This window comes from Micromonospora sp. NPDC085948, assembly GCF_040686315.1.
GTDB lineage: Bacteria > Actinomycetota > Actinomycetes > Mycobacteriales > Micromonosporaceae > Micromonospora.
On sequence record NZ_JBFBJW010000002.1, the window covers coordinates 430,826 to 449,421 of the forward strand.

At 71.3% G+C, this 18,596-nt stretch carries 16 protein-coding genes; 14 read left to right on the forward strand and 2 right to left on the reverse strand.

What is annotated here, in order from left to right:
• The first annotated feature begins 306 nt into the window (after nt 1-306).
• The 7 genes from AB0O48_RS07800 to AB0O48_RS07830 all read left to right on the forward strand — a co-directional run bounded on the left by AB0O48_RS07800 (nt 307) and on the right by AB0O48_RS07830 (nt 9,031).
• Entirely contained in the window at nt 307-1,506 is a 1,200-nt protein-coding gene (locus tag AB0O48_RS07800) for a fused response regulator/phosphatase (RefSeq protein WP_357253931.1), read from the forward strand.
• Entirely contained in the window at nt 1,503-3,236 is a 1,734-nt protein-coding gene (locus AB0O48_RS07805; RefSeq protein ID WP_365063903.1) for an ATP-binding protein, read from the forward strand. Before AB0O48_RS07800 ends, AB0O48_RS07805 begins: the two co-directional genes overlap by 4 nt.
• Entirely contained in the window at nt 3,233-3,685 is a 453-nt protein-coding gene (locus AB0O48_RS07810) for a response regulator (RefSeq protein WP_357253935.1), read from the forward strand. The genes AB0O48_RS07805 and AB0O48_RS07810 overlap by 4 nt, the downstream gene beginning before the upstream one ends.
• Nucleotides 3,678-4,487 (forward strand): inositol monophosphatase family protein, encoded by an 810-nt coding sequence (locus AB0O48_RS07815; protein ID WP_357253937.1) that lies wholly within the window; start codon nt 3,678-3,680, stop codon nt 4,485-4,487. The genes AB0O48_RS07810 and AB0O48_RS07815 overlap by 8 nt, the downstream gene beginning before the upstream one ends.
• A gap of 192 nt (nt 4,488-4,679) precedes the next feature.
• Nucleotides 4,680-5,696 carry a hypothetical protein gene (locus AB0O48_RS07820; RefSeq protein WP_357253939.1) on the forward strand — a complete coding sequence of 339 codons (1,017 nt, stop codon included), beginning with the start codon at nt 4,680-4,682 and terminating at the stop codon, nt 5,694-5,696.
• 36 nt (nt 5,697-5,732) lie between these two features.
• On the forward strand, nt 5,733-7,295 hold the full coding sequence (locus AB0O48_RS07825) for a fused MFS/spermidine synthase (protein WP_357253940.1): 1,563 nt from the start codon (nt 5,733-5,735) through the stop codon (nt 7,293-7,295).
• A gap of 71 nt (nt 7,296-7,366) precedes the next feature.
• Nucleotides 7,367-9,031: a serine/threonine-protein kinase gene (locus AB0O48_RS07830; protein ID WP_357253943.1), complete on the forward strand. Its 1,665-nt coding sequence runs from the start codon at nt 7,367-7,369 to the stop codon at nt 9,029-9,031.
• 41 nt (nt 9,032-9,072) lie between these two features.
• Here AB0O48_RS07830 and AB0O48_RS07835 read toward each other — a convergent pair whose 3' ends face one another.
• Complete coding sequence (locus tag AB0O48_RS07835) at nt 9,073-9,741, reverse strand: TrkA family potassium uptake protein (RefSeq protein ID WP_357253944.1); 669 nt, start codon at nt 9,739-9,741, stop codon at nt 9,073-9,075.
• 17 nt (nt 9,742-9,758) lie between these two features.
• Nucleotides 9,759-11,093 carry a potassium transporter TrkG gene (locus AB0O48_RS07840; protein WP_365063909.1) on the reverse strand — a complete coding sequence of 445 codons (1,335 nt, stop codon included), beginning with the start codon at nt 11,091-11,093 and terminating at the stop codon, nt 9,759-9,761.
• Nucleotides 11,094-11,234: 141 nt separating this feature from the next.
• Between AB0O48_RS07840 and AB0O48_RS07845 the strand changes: the two genes are divergently transcribed.
• The 7 genes from AB0O48_RS07845 (at nt 11,235) to AB0O48_RS07875 (ending at nt 18,572) form a co-directional block, all read left to right on the forward strand.
• Nucleotides 11,235-12,347 carry a glycerophosphodiester phosphodiesterase gene (locus AB0O48_RS07845; protein WP_365063912.1) on the forward strand — a complete coding sequence of 371 codons (1,113 nt, stop codon included), beginning with the start codon at nt 11,235-11,237 and terminating at the stop codon, nt 12,345-12,347.
• A gap of 712 nt (nt 12,348-13,059) precedes the next feature.
• Nucleotides 13,060-14,259 carry a substrate-binding domain-containing protein gene (locus AB0O48_RS07850; RefSeq protein ID WP_357253950.1) on the forward strand — a complete coding sequence of 400 codons (1,200 nt, stop codon included), beginning with the start codon at nt 13,060-13,062 and terminating at the stop codon, nt 14,257-14,259.
• A 3-nt stretch (nt 14,260-14,262) separates the two neighbouring features.
• On the forward strand, nt 14,263-15,006 hold the full coding sequence (locus tag AB0O48_RS07855; protein WP_357253952.1) for an ABC transporter ATP-binding protein: 744 nt from the start codon (nt 14,263-14,265) through the stop codon (nt 15,004-15,006).
• Nucleotides 15,006-15,731: an ABC transporter ATP-binding protein gene (locus AB0O48_RS07860; protein WP_357253954.1), complete on the forward strand. Its 726-nt coding sequence runs from the start codon at nt 15,006-15,008 to the stop codon at nt 15,729-15,731. Before AB0O48_RS07855 ends, AB0O48_RS07860 begins: the two co-directional genes overlap by 1 nt.
• Nucleotides 15,731-16,621: a branched-chain amino acid ABC transporter permease gene (locus AB0O48_RS07865; RefSeq protein ID WP_365063917.1), complete on the forward strand. Its 891-nt coding sequence runs from the start codon at nt 15,731-15,733 to the stop codon at nt 16,619-16,621. Before AB0O48_RS07860 ends, AB0O48_RS07865 begins: the two co-directional genes overlap by 1 nt.
• Nucleotides 16,618-17,721 (forward strand): branched-chain amino acid ABC transporter permease, encoded by a 1,104-nt coding sequence (locus AB0O48_RS07870; RefSeq protein ID WP_357253958.1) that lies wholly within the window; start codon nt 16,618-16,620, stop codon nt 17,719-17,721. Before AB0O48_RS07865 ends, AB0O48_RS07870 begins: the two co-directional genes overlap by 4 nt.
• Before the next feature lie 104 nt (nt 17,722-17,825).
• The gene (locus AB0O48_RS07875) at nt 17,826-18,572 is read left to right on the forward strand and encodes an SDR family oxidoreductase (protein ID WP_365063921.1); all 747 of its coding nucleotides are present in this window, start codon (nt 17,826-17,828) and stop codon (nt 18,570-18,572) included.
• The last annotated feature ends 24 nt before the right edge of the window (nt 18,573-18,596 follow it).

An 18,596-nucleotide genomic window follows, 5' to 3' on the forward strand; every position in this document is an offset into this window, starting at 1 on the left:
GGGGGGTGCGCCCACGGAAACTCCTCGGGGGGTGGTGGGGCCTGGGGTGGCACCATCCTGCCCCCCGGCGGTCCCGGACGGCATGGCCGGTACGGCCCGGCACCGATCACCCGCGAGGTTTGTCCGTCGGCGGGCAGTGATGCGCCCCATCCCCGCCCGTGCCGTGGGCATCGTGTTGTGTGCGACCGTTGTCTAATACAGGATCAGCAGGGCACTCGGAAGGAGCCCGACATCACCAGCGAACTCCCGCGTCTCGCGGCGGTGACCCGGCCGCACCGGGGGTCCGGCTCGGCCGGGTCCCCAGTTGTGCCGTACCCGCACGGTGGCCTGGCGCGGCACGCCAACCTGCCGCCGGGCGAACGGCTGCGGGTGCTGCTGGTGGAGGACGACGAGGGCGACGCCTTCCTGGTCGGTGAGCTGCTCGCCGAGACCAACTCGATGATCGACCTGCTGGTCGCCACCAGCCTGCGAGAGGCGCGGCAGCGGATCAACGACGTCGACTGCGTCCTGCTCGACCTGGGCCTGCCCGACGCGCAGGGGCTGGACGGGCTGCGTCAGGTGCTGGAGATGTCCAGCGGCGCCGCGGTCTGCGTGCTGACCGGCCGCTCGGACGAGCACCTGGGCGTCGTGGCGGTCGCCGAGGGCGCACAGGACTACCTGGTCAAGGGCCAGGTCGACGGAGTGCTGCTGACCCGGGCGCTGCGCTACGCCGTGGAACGCAAGCGCGCCGACGAGAACGCCCGCCGGTTGCGGGAGGTCGAGCTGCGGCAGGCCGAGTCGGCCCGCCTCGAACGTGGTCTGCTGCCCCAGCCGCTGATGACGACCGACCAGGTGGCGGTGCACACCTTCTACCGGCCCGGCCGGCACGCCGCCCTGATCGGCGGGGACTTCTTCGACGTGGTGCAGACCCGTCCGGACCGTCTCGACCTGATCGTCGGTGACGTCTGTGGGCACGGCGTGGACGAGGCCGCGCTCGGCGTCGAGCTGCGGGTGGCCTGGCGGGCACTTGTGCTCGCCGGAGTGCCGGACGACGAGGTGCTGCCCGCGCTGGAGCAGGTGCTGATGAGTGAGCGCCGCCTTCAGGAGATCTTCGCGACGGTGGCCACCACCAGGCTCGACCTGGACGCCAACCGTGCGACAGTCCGACTCGCCGGGCATCCGCCGCCGCTGCTGCTCGCCGGCGGCCGGGTCGCCCCGGTGCCCGCGCCCGGCGGCCGACTGCTGGGCGTACGACCCCGCCGGCCGATCGCCTACGACCTGGAGTTCGACACCGATGACTGGTCCCTGCTGATGTACACCGACGGGCTCATCGAGGGGCGGGTGGGAGCGGGCAACGATCGCCTCGACGTGTTGGGGCTGAGCGGGCTGCTCGACGAGCCGGCCAACCGTTCGGTGTCGCTGCCCGAGCTGCCCGCCTGGCTGGTCGGCCGGGCCGAGCGGCTCAACGGCGGCGCGCTCGCCGACGACGTGGCCATGCTGCTGGTGAGCCGGGGTGGTGGCCGGTGAAGCCGGTGGTCGGCGGCTGGAGTCTGCGCCGTCGGGTCATCACGCTGCTCACCGTCGTGGGGGTGCTGCTGATCGCCCTGGCCGGCGCGGAGGCGGCGATGGCCGCCCGCAACCGCACCCAGATCGACGCCGTCCTGAACGAGACCGGCCCACTGCGGGTCCAGTCCCAGGAGTTGCTCAACGCGCTGCTCGACCAGGAGACGGCGATCCGTGGGTACGCGGTAAGCGGTGACCCGGACGACCTGAACCCCTATCGGGAGGGGCTCGCCCAGGAGAAGAGCGTCACCGTCTCGATGCGGTCGCTGCTCGACAACTACCCGCAGATCAGCCAGGAGCTGCGCACCGTCGAGGAGCGCATCACGCAGTGGCGGCAGTCGGTGGCCGAGCCGGTGATCACCACCACCGAGCAGAGCGGCACCAGCGCGGGCCAGGCACTCGTCACCGAGCAGGCCCGGCAGCAGTTCGACGAGGTGCGCACGGCGGTCAACGACCTCCAGGGGGAGGTCCTGGCCGCCCGGGAGCAGACCGCCTACAACGTACGGACCAGCAGCAACGTGCTTGTCGTACTGCTGATCGTCGCCGCCCTGGTGGTGGTCGTGGCCGGCGCGGTGCTGCTGCTCTCGCTGGACCGGATGGTGATCCGGCCCCTGACCGGCCTGGCCACCCAGGTGCGCGAGGTCGCCGAGGGCGACTACCAGCACCGCATCGCCACCACCGGCCCGCCGGAGTTCATCCAGCTCGGCGACGACGTGGACGCCATGCGGCAGAAGATCGCCGCCGACCTGGCCGAGGTGCGGGCTGCCCGCGAGCGGATCGAGTGGGTCAACAGCCAGCTCCAGAAGCAGGCCGAGGAGTTGACCCGGTCCAACCGTGACCTGGAGCAGTTCGCGTACGTGGCCTCGCACGACCTCCAGGAGCCGCTGCGCAAGGTGGCCAGTTTCTGCCAGTTGCTCCAGCGTCGCTACGCCGGGCAGCTCGACGAACGGGCCGACCAGTACATCGCCTTCGCGGTGGACGGCGCACAGCGGATGCAGCGCCTGATCAACGACCTGCTCGCGTTCTCCCGGATCGGCCGGCTCACCACCGGCTTCGTCGAGGTCGACCTCAACAAGGTGATGGGCGACGTGGCCGGTCAGACCGAGGCCGCGCGGCAGTACGCCGACGCGGAGCTGACCTGGACCGACCTGCCGGTGATCTCCGGTGAGGAACCGCTGCTCACCAACCTGCTGGCCAACCTGGTCAGCAACTCGATCAAGTTCCGCCGGGCGGATGTGCCACCCAGGGTGCACGTCTCGGCGCGGCTGGTGGACGCCGAGTGGGAGATCACCTGCCAGGACAACGGCATCGGGATCGAGCCGGAGTTCGCCGACAAGATCTTCGTGATCTTCCAGCGGCTGCACTCGAAGGACGCGTACCCGGGCACCGGCATCGGGTTGGCCATCGTCAAGAAGATCGTCGAATATCACGGGGGTCGGGTCTGGGTGGACACCGACGTGCCGGAGGGCACGGCGATCCGGTTCACCCTGCCGGCGCTTCCGGCGGACCTGGAGGCGGCGGCCGCCGCCGACTCGTCGGAGCAGCCGCAGGCCCTGCCGGCGGGCGACGCCACGCCCTCGAACGAGACTCCGGCAGCGGCGACCGAGCAGTCCGACTCCTCGGACCAGCCGGACCGGGCCGACGAGGCGCCGGAAAGCGGTAGAACGGGTGACATGAGGGAGACGGTGGGATGACCGCGCCGGCGGATGGCAAGAGCCCGATCGAGGTCCTGCTGGTCGAGGACGACCCGGGTGATGTGCTGATGACCCAGGAGGCGTTCGAGGAGCACAAGCTGCGCAACCGGCTGACCGTCGTCTCCGACGGCGCCGAGGCGCTGGCCTACCTGCGCCGGGAGGGCCAGTACGCGGACGCGGTGGCGCCCGACCTGATCCTGCTCGACCTCAACCTGCCCCGGCGCGACGGCCGGGAGGTGCTGGAAGAGATCAAGAACGATCCGAACCTGCGTCGGATCCCGGTGGTGGTGCTCACCACCTCCCAGGCCGACGAGGACATCCTGCGCAGCTACCAGCTGCACGCCAACGCCTACGTGACCAAGCCGGTGGACTTCGAGCGCTTCATCTCGGTGGTCCGCCAGATCGACGAGTTCTTCGTCAGCGTGGTCAAGTTGCCGCCGCGTGGCTGACACCCTGCTCGACGACGTCGGCGACCTCCTGCGGGAGGCCGCCGACCAGGTCGTGCTGCCGTTGTTCCGCAAACTCGACGACGCCGACGTGTCGGAGAAGGCGCCCGGCGAGGTGGTCACCGTCGCCGACCGCCGGGCCGAGGAGCTGCTCTCGGCGGGCTTGCGCCGGCTGCGGCCCGGCTCGACGGTGGTCGGTGAGGAGGGTGTCGCCGACGACCCGGGGTTGCTGCGGCACCTGCGGGACGCCGGTGACGTCTGGCTGGTCGACCCGGTCGACGGCACCGCCAACTTCGCCGCCGGTCGCCGGCCGTTCGCCCTGATGGTGTCGTTGCTGACCGACGGGCAGCCGGTCGCCGGCTGGATCCTCGACCCGCTCGCCGACACCCTCGCCGGGGGCTGGGCGGACGACGGCACCCTGCTCAACGGCCAGCCGGTGGAGGGCACCATCCCGGTGCCGCCGCTCGGCGAGCTACGCGGCGCGGCGATGACCCGGTTCCTGCCGCCGGAGACCCGCGACCGGGTCCGCGCCGGCGGTCGGCGGCTCGGCGAGCTGCTGCCCGGCCAGCACTGCGCCGGCCGGGAATACCTGGACATCCTCACCGGCGAGCAGCAGTTCGTCCTCTTCTGGCGCACCCTGCCCTGGGATCATGCCCCGGGCACCGTGCTGGTCCGCGCGGCGGGTGGCGTCGCCCGCCGGTTCGACGGTGTCGACTACCACCCCGCCGACGACGGCCACGGTCTGCTCGTCGCAGCCAACGAGCAGGTCTGGACCGAGGTGCGCGAAGCCCTTCTCGCCCCCTGATCCGGGCACTGCGCGACGGCGTCGGAACGCTCCGTCGACATCGGGGCGTTCCCGGCGTCGGGGGGCTGGTCAGCGGCTCACCGTCCGGTATCGTGACGGCGGTCTCCGCCAGCAGGCCGCCGACCGGCGCCGGTGGGGACGCCGCCGCGCAGTTGTTCACCGGGGGCCGGCGGTCGACGGAAGGACGCTTTCGTGCCCAGGACCAGGCTCGACCCGCGGCTCGGTCGCCGCACCCTGCTCACTCTGCTCGCCGCCGTCGCCCTGGTGCTCGGCGGTGCCGCCGTGCCGGCGTACGCCGAGCCCGGTGAGGGCGGCAGCAAGAAGCTGCAGGATGCGTTGGAGCTGACCGCCAAGGGGCACATCGAGGCCAAGGCCAAGCTCGACAACTCCAAGCGCCGCCAGACGGCGTTGACCGGCGAGTTGACGGCGATCGAGGGTCGCATGGGTGGGCTCACCGCCCAGGTCGGCGAGGTCGCCGCTCAGTCCTACCGGATCGGTCGGCTCGGGCCGGCGTCGATGCTGCTCAACACCGCCACGCCGCAGGCGTTCCTGGAGCGCGCCAGCGATCTCGACCTGATGGCCCAGCGGGACAGCAAGCGGCTGCGTGATCTCGTCGCAGCCCGGCAGCAGGCGCACGAGGCCAAGGTCGCCATCGACGCCGAGGTCCGCGAGCAGCAGAAGCAGCTCGCCGTGATGGCGAAGAAGAAGAAGGAGGCCGAGGCGGCGCTCGCCGAGGTCAGCTCGGGCAGCAGCAACGGTTTCAGCGGGGGCAGTTCCGCCTCCGCGAAGCCCGCGCCGCGTAACTCCGACGGATCCTGGCCGTCGGAGTCCTGCTCCGTGAAGGACCCGACCACCTCCGGCTGCATCACCCCGCGCACCCTCAACGCGCTCAAGCAGACCCAGGCGGCCGGCTACAAGCGGCACGTCTCCTGTAAGCGCAGCGGTGGCGGCGGGGAGCACCCGAAGGGGCGGGCCTGCGACTTCGCCGCGGCCACCAACGGCTTCGAGGACCGCAACGCGACAGGTGGCGACAAGGCGTACGGCGACAGCCTGGCCGCCTGGCACGTGCGCAACGCCGACCGACTGGGCGTGCTCTACGTGATCTGGTACCGGCAGATCTGGCATCCCGGCACCGGGTGGCGTTCGTACAGCGGCAGCGGCAGTCCCGCCGCGTCCCACACGAACCACGTTCATCTATCGCTGTACTGACCCTGGGCCCCAGCTTCACTGCGTACCATCGCGACGATGAGTTCCCCACCGCCCGACGTCGCGGCCCCGCCGGCCGCCGCCGCCCCGTCCGTGCCGGTCACCGGCCGGGCGCTGCCCAACGGCCTGGCCGCCTTCCTGGTCTTCTTCTCCAGCGGCGCCGTGCTGGTGCTGGAGACCGTCGCGCTGCGCCTGGTCGGCCCGTACGTCGGGGTGACCCTCCAGGTGACCAGCTCGGTGATCGGTGTCGCGCTGGCCGCGATCGCCTACGGGGCGTGGACCGGCGGCTGGCTGGCCGACCGGCGCAACCCGCGCGGCCTGCTGGCCCCGGCGCTCGTGCTGGCTGGCATCGCCACCGCCGTCACCCTGCCCGTCGTCCGGTACGCCGGAGAGGTGCTGCGCGGTGGCGCGGCCAGCGGCATCCTGCTCCTGGTCTCGCTTGCCGTGTTCGTACCGGCCGCGCTGTTGGCCGCGGTCACCCCGTTGGTCGTGAAGCTTCAACTAGCCGACCTGCGTCGCACCGGCCAGGTGGTCGGTCGACTCTCCGGGATCGGCACCCTGGGCGGCATCACCGCGACCCTGCTCACCGGCTTCGTGCTGGTCGCCGCCCTGCGCAGCACGGTCATCCTGGTGACCCTGGCGATCGCGCTCGGGCTGGTCGGCATCGGCCTCGGCTGGTATCTGCGCCGACAGGAGCCCACCGAGCTGCCCGGTCCGGCCCGGACCCGGGCCGCGCTGGCCGTGCTCGGCCTGGTCGGGGCGGGCCTCGCCACCGTGGCACCGAACCCGTGCGACATCGAGACGGCGTACCACTGCGCCCGGGTCACCACCGACCCGAACCGGCCCACCGGCCGGACGCTGCTGCTCAACTCGGCCCACCACTCGTACGTGGACCTCGCCGACCCGAAACACCTGGAGTACGCGTACACGAAGTGGATCGGAGCCGTCGCCGACGTCGCCGCGCCGGCCGGTCAGCGGCTGGACGCGTTGCACCTGGGCGGCGGCGGGTTCACCGTGCCGCGCTACCTGACCGCCACCCGGCCGGGCACCGACAACGTGGTGTTCGAGATCGACGGTGGGCTGGTCGAGTTGGGCGAGCAGGAGCTGGGCGTACGGACCGGGCCGGAGCTGCGGGCGGTGGTGGGCGACGCCCGGATGCTCGTCGGCGACGAGCCGACGGACAGCCGTGACCTGGTGGTCGGTGACGCGTTCGGTCACCTGGTGGTGCCCTGGCACCTGGCCACCCGGGAGATGGCGGCCGAGGTCCGGCGGGTCACCCGCCCCGGCGGCGTGTACGTGCAGAACGTGATCGACTACCCGCCACTGCGGTTCATCCGCGCCGAGCTGGCCACGGTGGCCGCCGAGTTCCGGCACGTCGCGTTGATCGCGCCGCCGGAGGCGCTCGCCGAGGAGCAGGGTTCCAACTTCCTCATCGTCGGCTCCGACGCGCCACTGCCGCTGGAGGCCGTGCGGGCGCGACTGGCCGAGGTGGACCCGAAGGTCAGCCTGCTCTCCGGCACCGAGCTGACGGACTTCGTCGGCGGGGCGCTGGTGTTGACCGACGACTACGCCCCGGTGGACCAACTGCTGGCCACCGCCTGATCGAGTGACAACTCTGACCGATTCCGACACTCCAGGTGTAGGACGTTTGATCCTGGGCAACAACGGTCACCATGGGTAGTGGGGACCGAAACGGCGCGCAGCTCCTCGATGAGCGGTACCGACTGATCGAGCAGCTCGGCGCGGGCGGGATGTCCGTGGTGTGGCGTGGCTACGACGAGGTGCTCGGCCGTCAGGTCGCGGTGAAGGTGCTGGCCTCCAGGCTGGCCAGCGACCGCGCGTTCCGCCACCGGATCCGGATCGAGGCGCAGGCCGCCGCACGCCTCTGCCACCCCAACATCACCAACGTGTACGACTACGGCGAGTCCGAGCAGGTCGGTCTGACCGTGCCGTACGTGGTGATGGAGCTGGTCGACGGCGCCTCGCTGGCCAGCCGGCTGGGCCGGGAGACCCAACTGCCCTGGCGCGAGGCGGTCACGATCGGCGCGGAGGTCAGCTCGGCGCTGACCACCGCGCACGCCCGCGGCGTGGTGCACCGCGACGTCACCCCGGGCAACGTCATGCTCACGTCGACCGGGGTCAAGGTGGTCGACTTCGGCATCTCCGCGCTCGTGGGGGAGAGCGAGAAGGGGCCGGACGGCGCGCTGCTGGGCACTCCCGCGTACCTCGCCCCGGAACGGCTGGACAACGGCCAGGTGTCCCCGGCCACCGACGTGTACGCCGTCGGGCTGCTGCTCTACCGGATGCTCACCGGGCGGCTGCCGTGGCGCGCCACCACGACCACCCAGATGTTGCGCGCACACATGTACAACGAACCGGAACCGATGCCCGCCGTCGAGGGGCTGCCCGACGAGGTGACCGAGCTGGTGGGGCGCTGCCTGGCGAAGCGGCCCGCCGACCGACCGGCCACCGCCGAGGTGACCCGGATCCTCGCCGACGCGGCCGGCATGCTCGCGGCGGTGCCGGTCTCCCCGGCCGGCGGACCCCTGGACCCGGCCCTGCTGGGCGCTGCGCGTACCACGATCCTGCCCTGGTCGGCGGCGACCGACGCGTTGCCGCTGTCGCGTACCCGCAATCGGGACCGGCGAGTCCGGCAGCGGGTGACCCGGCGGCGGCGGGTGGAGGCCGGGGTGGCCGCCGTCGGGCTGATCGCGGTCACCGGGGCGATGTGGGGCTTCACCTCACGCAGTCCGGCAAGCGGTGAGGGACGGCCGACAACCGAGGCCCGAATGGGTCTGCCGGCGAAGGTGCCGTGCGAGGTGGCGTACGCGCTGCGCACGGACTCCGGCACCGACTTCGCCGCGGACCTGACGCTCACCAACACCGGCGACCGGGAGCTGCGGGACTGGGCGATGAGCTTCAGCTTCCCCGGTCAGCAGACGGTGACGAAGTCGGAACCCGCACCCGCGTACCAGCAGGGAAGCACCGTAGTGGTCCGGCCGGCGGAGCAGCGCAACACGTTGGCGCCCGGTGCCGCCGAGAAGCTCACCCTCACCGGGACGTACAGCGGGGCGAACCCGCTGCCTGTCGAGTTCCGACTCGGCGAGGTGGCCTGCGGGGTGCGCGTCTCCGGGGTCGCCGGCAGTGCCCCGGCCCCGGCCCCACCGAGCAAGGCGGCCACCCCGACGGAGACTCTGCCCAAGGCCCCGCCGAAGGCGGCGACGGCTGGCGGCGGCCCGGGTGGCCCCGCTGCGGGCAGCGGAGCGACGAAGGCCAAGCCTGAGAAGCCGGGCAAGGGCAAGGGGCCGGGTGGTGGTCCGGGAAAAGCGGGGAAGTGACAAAGGGCAAGGGGAAGGGGCACGGCGGTAAGAAGTGACGGTCAGCGTCGTCCCGCGAACCGTTGCACCTGGTCGATGCCACCCTCCACCACCAGCACCCCACCCTGGGCCAGCGCCGTGTCGTCCGAGGCGTACCGGAAACGCTCGCCGGGCGCCTTCGCGCCGATCACCCGGACCCCGGATCGCTCCTCCGGACGCAGGTCGAGAAGGGTGCGCCCGACGAGCGACTCCGGCACCCGGACGGTGGCGATCGCGAAGTCGTCGTCGAACTCGATGAAGTCGAGCAGCCGGCTGACGATCAGGTGCGCCACCCGGTCGCCGGTCTCCGCCTCCGGGAAGATCACGTGGTGCGCACCCACCGACGACAGGATCTTGGCGTGTTTCTGCGAGGTGGCCCGTGCCCAGATCTGCGGCACACCCAACTCGACCAACGCCAGCACGGTGAGGACGCTCGCCTCCACCGACGCCCCGATGGCCACCACCGCCCGGCCGAAGCTGGTGACGCCGAGCTGCCGCAGCGCCCCATCCTCGGTCGCGTCGGCCTGGACCACCCGGTCGAGCTGGTCCGAGAAGCGCTGCACCTGGTCCGGGTTACGGTCGACGGCCAGCACCTCGCGGTCCATCCGGGTGAGCGACGCGGCCAGGTGGCAGCCGAACCGACCCAACCCGATCACCACGATGCCGCCGCCGTCCGATCGTCTCGCCGACACCTCGACCCTCCTCGCTCCTAGCCGACAATTGGTTGTTCCTGCGGGTAGCGGTAGAGCTTGCGCCTGGTGTTCAGGGCGATCGCCGACCCGAGGGTGAGCGGCCCCACCCGGCCGATGAACATCAGCACGGTCAGCACCAGTTGACCGCTGGCCGGCAGCTCGCTGGCGAGACCGACGGTGAGCCCGGTGGTGCTGAACGCCGAGGTGACCTCGAACAGGGCGGCGACGAACCGCACGCCCTCGGTGAGCAGCAGCAGGAGCATGGTCCCGGCCGTGACCAGCGCGACGCTGAGCAGGGCCACGGTCACCGCCTGCCGCTGGCTCGCGGTGGCCACCCGGCGGTGCCCGACCGTCACGTCGGGCTCGCCGCGCAACTCCGCCCAGATGGTGAACGCGAGCAGGAAGAACGTGGACACCTTGATGCCGCCGGCCGTGCTGGCGCTGCCGCCACCGATGAACATCAGCACGATCAGCAGCGGATAGCTCTCCTCTTGGAGATCGGCGATGTTCAGCACGTTGAAACCGCCGGTGCGGCTCAGCGCGATCTGGGTGAACGACGCGAGCACCTTGCCTCCGGCGTCGTACGAGCCGATGGTGCTGGCGTTTGTCCACTCGGCGGCGAGCAGGCCGACGAAACCGAGCAGCAGCAGGGCGATGCTGCCCCAGATGGTCAGCTTGGTGGCCACCGCCCAGCCCGCCGGCTTGCGCCACTCTCGGACGGCCTCGAACAGGGCGGGAAACCCCAGCCCGCCGACGATGGCCCCGAACGCCAACGGCAGTGACACCCACGGATCGCGGTCGAAGGCCAGCAGGCCCTCGGTGTAGAGCGCGAAGCCGCCGTTGTTGAACGCCTGGATGGCGTGGAACACGCCCGACCAGAGCGCCCGCCCGGGCGGGTAGTCGTACGCCCACCAGAGCCGGCCGGCGACCAGAGCGGTCAGCACGGCCTCGCAGGCGAAGACGGTGATCGCGATCCGGCGCAGCAGCCGGCCCACGTCACCGATGCCGAACTCCGCCGTCTCAGCCTGCACCAGCAGCCGGTTGCGCAGGCCGAGCTGGCGCGAGACCACCAGGATGACGAGCGCCGCCGCGGTGAGGATGCCGAGACCGCCGAGCTGGGTGAGCAGGGTGATCACCAGCAGTCCCCAACCGGACCAGTAGTTGGGGGTGTCGGTGGCCGCCATGCCGGTGACGGACACGGCCGAGGTGGCGGTGAAGAGCGCCGTGACCAGCGGCGGACGCTGGTGATCGATGGTCGCCCACCGTGCCATGAGCAGCCCGGCACCGAGCAGGATCGGCACCAGGAAGGCGAACGGCACCAGCCGCACGGGGTTGCGGAAGAACCGGCGCACCAGACAATCTTCCTTTTCCGCCCGTCGCCTGGCGGGGGAACGCGCATTCCGGAGATTCACCTTCCGGCCAGCCATCGACCAACTGCCGGTCAACCCGGGGCGATCTGCTGAAGCGGCTTTCCCCCGATGACAGGAGCCGCGATGCGACGTACCCTTCCGACCCTCGGCCTGGCCGGCGTGTTGCTCGCCGCCGCCGTGGCCGTGCCGACCATGGCCGAGGCCGGCCCGGCGACCGACGCGGACCGCTCCCGAGCGAACGACCGGCCGATCGTGATCGCTCACCGGGGCGCCAGCGGCTACCGGCCTGAGCACACGGTGGAGGCCTACCGGTTGGCGATCCGGATGGGCGCCGACTACATCGAGCCGGACCTGGTCTCCACCTCCGACGGGGTGCTTGTCGCCCGGCACGAGAACGAGATCTCCGGCACCACCGACGTGTCGACGCACCCGGAGTTCGCGGCCCGTAAGGCGACGAAGACCATCGACGGTGTCGCGGTGACCGGCTGGTTCACCGAGGACTTCACCCTCGCCGAGCTGAAGACGCTGCGAGCCAAGGAGCGGCTGCCGCAGGTCCGCGTGGCGAACACCGCGTTCGACGGCCGCTTCGAGGTGCCCACCCTCCAGGAGGTCATCGACCTGGCCCGGACCGAGGGGCGGGCACGGGGCCGCACCATCGGCATCTACCCGGAGACCAAGCACCCCACCTACTTCGCCTCGATCGGCCGGCCGCTGGAGGAGCCGCTGCTGCGGGTGCTGCGGCAGAACAAGCTGGACCGGAGGAACTCGCCGGTCTTCATCCAGTCGTTCGAGACGGCCAACCTGCGCCGCCTGAGCAAGCTGACCGACGTCAAGCTGGTCCAACTGCTCGACGCGACCGGCCGCCCGTACGACTTCACCGCCGCCGGCGACACCCGCAGCTACCAGGACCTGGCCACGCCGGCCGGGCTGAAGTGGATCGCCGGGTACGCCGACGGCATCGGCGCGAACAAGAACCTGATCGTGCCCCGCGACGCCACCGGCGCCCTGCTCGCCCCCACCAACGTGGTGCGCGACGCGCACCGGGAGCGGTTGCTCGTGCACTCCTGGACGTTCCGGGCGGAGAACCAGTTCCTCCCGGTCGACTTCCGGATCGGCGCCGACCCGAACGCGCGCGGCGACATCACGGCCGAGTACGAACTCTTCCTCGGCCTGGGCCTGGACGGCGTCTTCAGCGACCACCCCGACACCGCCGTCGCCGCCCGCGCCGGCCTCTGACCCCATTCGAACGTCGGCCCGGAGCTGATCCGCTCCGAGCTGACCAGCGGGCCGATCACGCCCGGCCCATCTGCTGGCCCGTCGTCCGCCACCCGGACGACGGGCCAGCGGCACGTCCAGGCCACCGCTCGCAAGATCGCGTTCTGTCGAGGGTTGGCGCAGGGCGATGTCCTTCTGACGGTTTCACTTCGCAAGATCGTGCTCGATCCAGGATCGAGTGGGGTCGCCGCGTCGATATGGCACTACATCCAGGATCGAGCACGATCATGAGGGGATGGGCCGGGCGTGAGGCGGCAACTTCCCCGAGGTTGCTGTCTCAGAGCCGATCGAGGCAGCAACATCGGGGAAGTTGCGCAGATCTTGGCCGCTGGGCTTGGCGGGTGGGGTTGGTTTGGGCTACTCAGTGCGTACGGCATCGGGTTTTCGGTGACAGCTTGCTCCGCGGTCGTCGGCGGTGTCCGCGCCCGCCCGACCACGACGGGCCCTGCGGTTGACCGGGCGGGGCGGGTGGCGCGAGGCGACACATCCGCCGGGTGGTCCGTAGGGGTTTGGGCCATCGGGAGGGAAGGGCTCCCGAGTGGCGGTGCGGCCCGTTGTAACCCCCGGCCACCTCATTCCTGTTACTTGTGTGTTTCCGCCACATAGCTCGTGGGTGACGTCACTTCTAGCGTGAGCCGACAACACAGCATCCTGTCCTCACCCTGGAGTCGCGATGACGGTCCGGCACACGCGGCGGGCGTTCCTCTCCGCCGCCACGATGATGGCTGCGGCACTGGCCGCCACGGCCTGTGGTAGCCCGCAGGACACCGCCACCGGCGGCGGCGACAACGCCGCGCCGGTCAAGGTCGGTCTGGTGTACTCCCAGTCGGGAGCCCTGGCCAGCTACGGAAAGCAGTACATCGAGGGGTTCAAGGCGGGGTTGGACTTCGCCACGAAGGGCACCGGCAAGGTCGGTGACCGGAAGATCGAGCTGACCGAGGTCGACGACGCGGGTGACCCGGCCAAGGCGGTCTCCGCCGCGAAGGACCTGATCGGCAAGGGCACGAAGATCATTGCTGGTTCCACCGCCTCCGGCGTGGCGCTTCAGGTCGCGCCGATCGCGGCGCAGAACAAGGTCCTGTTCATCTCTGGCCCGGCCGCCACCGACGCGGTGACGGGCGCGAACAAGTACACGTTCCGTTCCGGGCGGCAGTCCTACCAGGACGTGGTGACCGCCAAGTCGTTCATCGGCGACCCGACCGGCAAGAAGGTCGTGGTCTTCGCCCAGGACGGCGCGTTCGGCGACGCCAACGAGGCAGCCGTCAAGGCCGTCATCGGCGGCGCGGGCGCCACCGTGAGCAGTGTCCGGGCGCCGGCCAGCGCCACCGAGTTCACGCCGTTCGCCAGCCAGATCAAGGCGGCCAAGCCGGACCTGCTCTTCGTGGCCTGGGCCGGCACCACCGCCCCGGCGATGTGGCAGAGCCTCGACCAGCAGGGCGTGCTCTCGTCCACCACTGTCGTCACCGGCCTGGACATCCGCTCGTCCTGGCCCACCTTCGGCGCGGCCGGCACGAAGATCTCCTTCCTGTCGCACTACTTCGACGGTGCCAGTGACACGGAGGCCAGCAAGGCGCTGAAGGCCAAGGTCAGCACCATCGACCTGTTCCACCCGGACGGCTTCGCCGCCGCCCAGATGGTGGTCCGCGCGGTGCAGGAGGGTGGGGACGACGTCGACAAGATGGTCACCGCCCTGGAGGGCTGGAGCTTCGACGGGGTCAAGGGCAAGATGACCATCCGGGCCGCCGACCACGCGCTGCTCCAGCCGATGTTCCAGGCCAAGCTGACCGGCAGCGGCACCGCGTTCACGGCGACCGCGCAGAAGAGCCTCACCGGTGACGAGACCGCGCCGCCGGCCGTGGCCATGAAGGGCTGAGTCATGCTCGCCACCCGCGGTCTGACCTGGCGGATCGGTGAGGTCGCCATCGTCGACAGCGTCTACCTCGACCTCGCGCCCGGAGAGTTCCTGGGCGTGATCGGGCCGAACGGCGCCGGCAAGACCTCACTGTTCAACCTGATCACCGGCCTGCGCCGGGCCACGGAGGGCCGGGTCGTCCTGGACGGGCAGGACATCGGGGAGCTCCCGCCGCACCGGCGGGCACGCCTCGGGCTGGGCCGTACCTTCCAGGCGTCCTCGGTCTTCGGCTCGCTCAGCGTGCGGGAGAACGTCCGGCTCGCCGTGCAGGCGCACCGCGGGGGCTCGATGGCACTGTGGCGGCGGGCGGCGGCCGACCGGGAGGTCGCCGCCGCCGCCGACACGGCACTCGACCGGGTCGGCCTCGCCCACCGGGGTACGGCCCTCGCCGGCACCCTGGCCCACGGCGAGAAGCGCAAGTTGGAGATCGCCCTGCTGCTCGCCGGCGAACCGCGGGTGATGCTGCTGGACGAGCCGATGGCCGGGGTCAGCGCCGAGGACGTACCCGAGTTGGTGGCCGTGATCAAGTCGTTGACCGGCGACAGCGGCCGGGCGGTGCTGATGGTCGAGCACCACATGGACGTCATCCTGGAACTGGCCGACCGGATCGCCGTCATGCACCACGGCGCGCTGCTGGCCTGCGACACCCCGGAGACGGTGATGGCCAACCCCACGGTGCAAGAGGCCTACCTGGGGGAGTCGCTCTGATGGAACCAGTTCTCACGGTGGAGGACCTGTCGGTCCGGATCTCCGGGCTGCACATCCTCCAGGGGGTGTCGTTCACGGTCGCGCCGACCGGGGTGACCGTCCTGCTCGGCCGCAACGGCGTCGGCAAGACCACCACGCTGCGCGCGATCGTCGGCCTCACCCCGCCCGCCGGCGAGGTCCGCGGGACCATCCGGATGGGCGCGCAGAGCCTGCTGGCCCGGCCCACCCACCGGCTGGTCCGCGGTGGGCTCGGCTACGTGCCCGAGGACCGCTGCGTGTTCGCCGGCCTCACCGTCGCGGAGAACCTGCGGCTCGCCGAACGGCGCGGCACCAGCCCGGCGTACGACAAGGTTTTCGCGCTCTTCCCGGAGCTGGACCGGCGCGGACGGCAACGGGCGGGTTCGCTCTCCGGCGGGCAGCAGCAGATGCTCGCGATCGGGCGGGTGCTGCTCAACGACAACCGGCTGCTGCTGGTCGACGAGCCGACCAAGGGGTTGGCGCCGAAGGTGGTGACCGAGGTGGCCGAGGTGTTGGAACGGGTCGCGGAGTCGGTCCCGGTGCTGCTCGTCGAGCAGAACCTGGCGGTGGTACGCCGGCTGGCCCGCGATGCGGTGGTGCTGGCCGCCGGCAAGGTGGCCTGGACCGGCGACGCCCACGAGTTGCTGTTGGAGACCGCGTTGACCAAGTCGTTGCTGGGTGTGGGCTCGGCGGAGGTGTCCCACTGATGGGGACCGTGATCCTGTTGACGTTGACCGGGCTCGGCCTGGCGGCGCTGTACTTCCTGGTCGCGTCCGGCCTGTCCCTGGTCTTCGGCCTGGCCGACGTGCTCAACTTCGCGCACGGGCTGTTCCTCGGCGTGGGCGCGTACGGCACCTGGTGGGCGGCGGGCAACCTGCCGGGCGCCGGCTCGGACGGGTTGGGCTTCGTGTTCGCGGTCGCCTTCGGGGTGGCCGCCGGCACGCTGGTGGCGATCCTGGTCGAATTGGTGCTGATCCGCCCGCTCTACTCCCGCACCATCGAGCAGGTGCTGGTCACCGTCGGGCTCTCGCTGGCAGGGGTGGCGTTGTTGCAGGCCACCTGGGGTGCGGACGCCCGGCCGTTCCCGCGTCCGGACTGGACCCGGCAGGTGACCGGGATCCTCGGCGCGCAGGTGCCCAACGGTGGCCTGCTGCTGATCATCGCGGCGGTGCTGGTGCTCGGGGCGATCCTGGCGTTCCTGCGCTGGACCCGGTACGGGCTGGTGATCCGGGCCGGCGTGGAGAACCGGGAGATGGTGACCGCGCTGGGCATCGACGTGCGCAAGGCGTTCACCCTGGTCTTCGCGATCGGTGGGGCGGCCGCCGCGCTCGCCGGGGCGCTCGGCGGGGTCTACTTCGGCACCGTCTCGCCCGGCCAGGGCAGCTCACTGCTGATCTTCGCGTTCATCGTGGTGGTGATCGGTGGGATGGGCTCGGTGGTCGGCTCCGCGTACGCGGCGGTCGTGGTCGGGCTGGTGCAGCAGTTCGTCAACTACTACGGCACGTCCGGGCTCGGCGACATCTGCGTGGTCGGGCTGCTGGCCGTGGTGCTGCTGCTGCGTCCGCAGGGCATCGCCGGAAAGGTGGCAACGGCATGACGGTGATCGACGCGCCTCCCGCGCAGGTGCCCGACGAGTTGACCCCGCAGCGGGGGCGGTGGCACCGGGTGCGCCCGTTCCTGCCGCTGGTCGCGGTGGTGGTGCTGGCGATCCTGCCGTACTCGACGATCTCCCTGCCGGGGATCTTCGAGGGGCCGGTGAACTCACCCGGCACCCTGCAACTGCTCGCCATCTGCCTGATCTTCGGTGGCCTGGCGGCCGGTTACGACCTGCTCTTCGGCCGGACCGGCATGCTCTCCTTCGGGCACGCGCTGTACTTCGCCGCCGGCGTGTACGGCACTGACATCCTCATCACCCGGGCCGGTCTGCCGCTGTGGCAGGCGGCGTTGCTGACCATCACCGGCGGGACGATCCTCGCCGCGTTGCTCGGCGCGGTGGCGCTGCGGACCGTGGGTATCGCGTTCGCCATGGTCACGCTGGCCTTCGCCCAGGTCGGCGCGATCCTGGTGGCCCGGGACTTCGGCGGGCTCACCGGCGGCGAGGAGGGTCTGCCGCTGGACGTGTCCGGGCTGCCCGCCGGTCTGGTCGGGGTGACCAACACCGTCAACCTGTACTGGCTGGCGCTCGCGTACCTGACGCTTGTGGTCTTCGTGGTGCACCGGGTGAGCGGGTCACCGACCGGTCGGGTGCTCGCCGGTCTGCGGGACGACGAGCGGCGGATCGGTGTGCTCGGGCTGGACCCGTACCGCTACAAGCTGGTGGCGTTCACCCTCGCCGGCGGGCTGGCGTCGGCGGGCGGGGTGGTCTACGTCCTGATCGTCGGCGGCGCCTCACCGCACATCACGTCCTCCGAGCTGACCCTGTCGCTGCTGGTCATGGTGGTGCTCGGCGGTCCGGGCACCCGCTGGGGGCCGGTGCTCGGCGGCGTCCTCTACATGTACCTGGACCACCGGCTCACCGCGTTCGGCACGAGCGACGCGGTGGACAACCTGCCGGCCGTCCTCAGCCGCCCGCTGAGCCAGCCGCTGTTCGTCCTGGGCACGGTCTTCATCCTGGCCGTCTACTTCTTCCCAGGAGGCCTGACCAGCCTGGCCCCCCGCCTAACCCACCTAACCCGATCCCTCCGCCCCCCGCGCTAACCCCACCCCCTCTGAGCCCGTCGATCATGGAGTTATCGCCACAACACGGCGGATGGCGATAACTTCATGATCGACGGGTTTCGGTGCAGGGGGAGGTTGGGGAGATGGACTCTCGGGTCGCTGTTGTCAGTGGGGGTGGGACCGGGATCGGGGCGGCCGTTGCCGGTTCGCTTGTTCGGGACGGGTACGACGTACTGATCGTCGGGCGGCGCGCGGACGTGTTGTCGGCCGCCGCCTCGCAGATCTCGGTCGACTGCGGGCGGCCGGACGCCGTGACCGCCGTGACCGCTGACCTGACCGAGCCGGAGCAGCTCGACCGGGTGCTCGCGGCGGTCGGCGGTCGGCCGGTCGACGTGGTGGTCAACAACGCCGGCGGCTACCTGGGCGGGGACACCTCCACGCTGGAGGGGACCGCCGCGCACTGGCGGGCCAACCTGGACGCCAACGTGCTCACCGCCGTGCTGCTGACCGAGGCGCTGCGGCCGGTCCTGCGTCGGCCCGGCGGGCGGGTCATCCTGGTCAGCTCGATCGCCGCCCAGCGTGGCGGCGGTGGGGCGTACTCGGCCGCGAAGGCGGCCCTGCACGGTTGGGCGTACGACCTGGCGGCGAAGCTCGGCCCGGACCAGATCACGGTCAACGTGGTGAGCCCGGGTTATGTCGCCGAGACCGAGTTCTTCGGCGACCGGATGACCGCCGAGGGGCACGCGCAGCGGGTAGCGGCGACCCTGGTCGCGAGGGCCGGGCTACCGGACGACATCGCCGAGGCCGTCCGCTATCTCGCGAGCCCGGCCGCCGGATACGTCACCGGCCAGGTCCTCGGCGTCAACGGGGGCTCGGTCCTCGGCCGCTGACCACACGAACGCACGAGGGCGGCG